Genomic DNA, 4,355 nt, shown 5'->3' with positions numbered 1-4,355 from the left:
TTTCCATCGTTATCAAGATAGAAAGTGAGGTTATTTGTATCACCAACTTTATTTTGATCAACACGTGGTTTTACTGTATCGATTAACTCTTTAGCCACACCAATTTGCATAATACGTGGCTTAGCTTCTTTAGTAACAGAATTACTAATTGGCAATCCTAAAAGTGTTTCGTTACCAAATCGATGAACTTTATAGGTAATTTGACGTTGTCCTTTTTCACCTTCTCGAACTAATCTAGTTTGACCTTCTGGTAACTTACTAGTTGGAAGATAGACAGTTTGGAAGTCAATGTCTTCTGAAACAGTCTTATTATTAGTACCACCATAAGGGTTTGCATCCAAGTATAGTGGGTTTGCTCTATAATAATAGTTAGAGTTGCTGTATGGGTCATTGCTAGTAGCGGCACCGCCACCACCTTGGTCCACGTTAAAAGTAACAGGTTTCAAACGAACAGACAAGTCACCATTTGGATTATTGATTGGCAAACTAAATCTGATTGTTTGTTCCGTATTTGTTGAAGTAGCAGAGGTCATACTGTATCCTGAGTGAGATACGTAGTTGGCACCTTGGCTAATAGGTTTTGATTGATCTCTTAACCTTGGAGTTGTGATTGTCGCATTGGAAGGATTTCCAAATCCATCCCCTTTATCCAAGATAAAGTTATTATTAACAAATTCGCCCGGACCAGAATATTTGATTGTGAAATTCAATTTATTACCTTGACGTACTGTTGTTACATCGTAATGAATTGAATTACCACCACGTGAGTTCCCGTAGCCACGGAAACTATAGCTACGACCACCTTGGCTGATATCTGAAAATGCAACTGTATTTCCAGAACCTGAGACAATTGGGTTAGCTGGATTGCTAGCCGCTCTAAAACCACTATGACCTTTATCCAAGTCTTCCTTACGGATAGCTGGATTTTGACGAGCATCAGAAAGGCTCAAACCTGGTTTCAAGATTTCATTAGTAGATTTTGGAGCTGCAGTTGTTTCTACTTTGGCAGGTGCATTAGTTGCTAAAACGCTACTATCAACAGCTGAACGGTCAGTCGTTGTTGCAGCTGGCTTAGCTTCTTCTTTGGCTTCTGCTGTGTCAGCTTTCTTCACTACAGGAGTTTCTGATACAGTTCCTTTATCAGAGTTAGAACGAAGTTCTAGACCAATAATAGCTGATTGGATAGATGACTCTGCTGCTGATACTTCAGCTTCAGTCGCATCTGCTTTCCCAAGCAAGCCTTGACCAGCTTGGATACTTGCTTGCAAGTTAGCAGCACTTGCTTCTGTATATAACTTGCTTTCTAATTTTTTAGCACGCGAAAGAGCTGTTAACAATTTCGACTTGTCAACAGCATCTTGATGACTTGCTTCTTTTTTGTCTTTTGCTTCTTCAACTTTTTCTGCTGGTCTAGTAGCTTCTTCAGTTTTAGCTGGAGTCGTTTCTACTGGGTTAGCAACAGTTGGAGCTGCATAAGTTGTTTCTTTTTTAGGTGTAGAAACTTCTGCTGGTTTAGTAGCTTCATCTACCTTATCAACAGAGACACTATTAGTTGCCTCAGGATGTTGTTCCTCTGCTTGTACTGATTGCGCATTGGCAGCAGTTCCCAAGACTAAGGCTGTCCCGAGCAAGACACTAGCCGCACCAAAGTGATACTTACGAATAGAGTATCGTTGTTGCATGCTATACCAGTCAAATGATTTCTTATGTGTATGTTTCATTTTAAACTCCTAGATAGTATTTTATAGTTTACAATTTACAACTATTTGAGGCATTAATCAATATTATCTATGAAATTAATATATCTGATTTTTGTACCATGGAGCCATATTTTTTTTTTTTTTTTTTTTTGAATTTAATGTACATATTTTTAATTCTTGTTTTTTTGTACAACAGAATCATAATTATGATACAATATAATTTAGGAGGAAATTACCTACATGCGAAACCTTTTATCCACAAAAGATCAAAGACAATTACGCTTAATGGAAATCTTAATTCAGAATCGTAATTGGATAAGATTACATGCACTTGCCGAAAAATTAGGATGTACAGAACGAATCCTAAAAAATGATTTAAATGAATTACGAACAGCTTTCCCAAATATTGACATCCAATCTTCCGTTAACGGAATTATGATTGATTTAGATGTTAACACTAGTGTGGAAGACGTTTATCAATATTTTCTAGCTCATTCCCAATCTTTTCAATTACTAGAATATATGTTTTTCAATGAGGGCCTGCCTATTTATCGAACGATAGAAAATCTTCACTCAAGTAGTGCTAATCTCTATCGATTAGGTCGAAATATTACAAAAAATCTATCCTCTCAATTCCAAATTGAATTATCTTTTACTCCAACTGAGATACATGGGAATGAAACTGATATTCGCTATTTTTTTGCCCAATACTTTTCTGAGCGCTATTATTTCCTAGACTGGCCTTTTCCTGACCTTCCTGAAGAGGATTTAACAGAGTTTGCTGATTTCTTCTATAAAATCACGAATTACCCGATGCGATTTTCAATTTATAGAATGTACAAATTGATGATAGCTATCAGTATTTACCGCGTCAAAAATGGTCATTTTATCGACTTACCAAATCATTTCTTCGATGAATACTACCCTCTTTTGATGAATATTCCAAATTTTGAGGAGCTACTTGTCCATTTCTCTGAAAAACTGGGACTTGAAATCACTCCAGATATCATCGCCCAAATTTTTATATCCTTTATTCAAAACAATCTTTTCTTAAATCCTCAAGAATTCTTCAACTCTTTAGAAGAAAACAGTGAAGCAAGATACTCTTACCAATTACTTAGTCAAATATTAGAACGCCTATCAAAACAATATAAGATTACTTTTACCAACCACGATGAGCTGATTTGGCATTTACACAACACTGCTTTCTTTGAAAGACAGGAAATCTTTTCTACCCCAATCTTATTTGAACAAAAAGCATTGACGATTAAAAAATTTGAAGTTTACTTCCCAGACTTTATGGGAAGTGCACGTCAAGAACTGGCTCAATACCGTCAAGCAATTGGACAGCATGACCATCCTGAACAGTTGGAACACCTGATGTACACCATCTTAACCCATGCTGAAAACCTCTCTACTCAGTTGTTAGAAAATCGACCACCTATCAAGGTTTTGATTATCAGTAACTTTGACCATGCTATATCCCTTACCTTTGTTGATATGCTTTCCTATTACTGTAATAACCGCTTTACCTTCGATATTTGGGATGAATTACAAACAAGTCCTGAGATTTTAAATCAGACAGATTACGATATCATCGTGTCTAATTTCTATATTCCAGGGATTACTAAGAAGTTTATTTGCCGAAACCATCTGTCAATCATGGATTTGGTTAATCACCTCAACACTTTATCAAATGAGATTCATATATCCAATACTTTATAAACTAAAAAGTCAGCAGGGTCCTGCTGACTTTTTCTCTTACCTGATTTCTATACTTCCTTAACAAAAACCAATTCCTGTGGCTGTGACAAATCTTCTCTGTAGGTAAACCCTGCAAAGCTTAAGCGACGAGCTTCCTCCACCGTCTGTACTTGATTTTGTATCAGGGCTGTCAGGAAAGCACCACGCGCTTTCTTTGAAATAGTTGAATGAATCTTCAGCTGACCACCTCTATCCTCCATGAATTTGAAGGTCACCATTTTTCCTCTGATTTCCTTAGAAAATACAGTCTCAAACTCGGATGACAAGAGAGAGAAAATTAGGTCTTCACCATTCATAGCTTCATCATAGGTTTGCTTCCAATGGCTCTTCAAAGTCTTACCTGCGACTTTTAACTTCATCAAAAAGTCCAAACGGTGAGGGGCTATGGGTGACAAGGCTGGTACGACTCCGTACAAAGCCGAGGTAATGAAGACATGATTTTCAAGATAGGCTTGTTCTACCTCGGTCAATTTATCACGCTTTATATGGCGGTACATAAGCCCATCAAATAGATTCAAGGCTGGGTAGTGTTGAGCAGTTTGCCTTTTCAAAGCTTGGATATTTTGAAATTCTTCCGCCGCCTTCTCGGCTGATACCTTGTAAAAACTCTCCAATTGACTAGCAGAATAGAGAGCCAAGGCATCCAGCACAGCCTGACTTTCTTGTTTTAAAGGAGCGGCTTCAATACTCGGCAAATCTGTGTTCATTTCTTTTGCTGTTGGGATTAAAATTTTCATATTGATAGTGTAGCATATTTTTTTGCCGCTACCAAGAAATTCATCTGAAAAACCTCGGTTTGACCGAGGCTTCTCTATTTATTTTGGCCATCCTAACCAGACAGCCACGAGAACAAGGGCTAGACCAGCTAAGCTTGTTAAGATAGATAAGAAT

3 protein-coding genes and 1 pseudogene are annotated in these 4,355 nt (G+C 37.3%); 1 reads left to right on the top strand and 3 read right to left on the bottom strand.

What is annotated here, in order from left to right; all coding sequences use genetic code 11:
• On the bottom strand, positions 1-1,721 hold a 1,721-nt coding region (locus tag RYK12_RS09955), incomplete at its 3' end, for a G5 domain-containing protein (RefSeq protein ID WP_314848834.1).
• 219 nt (positions 1,722-1,940) lie between these two features.
• Here RYK12_RS09955 and RYK12_RS09950 point away from each other — a divergent pair.
• Entirely contained in the window at positions 1,941-3,425 is a 1,485-nt protein-coding gene (locus tag RYK12_RS09950; RefSeq protein ID WP_314848832.1) for a M protein trans-acting positive regulator PRD domain-containing protein, read from the top strand.
• A gap of 47 nt (positions 3,426-3,472) precedes the next feature.
• Here the strand turns inward: RYK12_RS09950 and yaaA are convergent, their stop codons facing one another.
• Positions 3,473-4,201 carry a peroxide stress protein YaaA gene (gene yaaA, locus RYK12_RS09945; RefSeq protein ID WP_314848830.1) on the bottom strand — a complete coding sequence of 243 codons (729 nt, stop codon included), beginning with the start codon at positions 4,199-4,201 and terminating at the stop codon, positions 3,473-3,475.
• Positions 4,202-4,279: 78 nt separating this feature from the next.
• Positions 4,280-4,355, bottom strand: a pseudogene (locus RYK12_RS09940) (DUF3953 domain-containing protein); the annotation flags it as partial.

This window comes from uncultured Streptococcus sp. (assembly GCF_963518475.1).
GTDB lineage: Bacteria > Bacillota > Bacilli > Lactobacillales > Streptococcaceae > Streptococcus.
The sequence above is the reverse complement of the archived record's forward strand: the minus strand, read 5'-3'. Positions and strand labels throughout refer to the sequence as shown.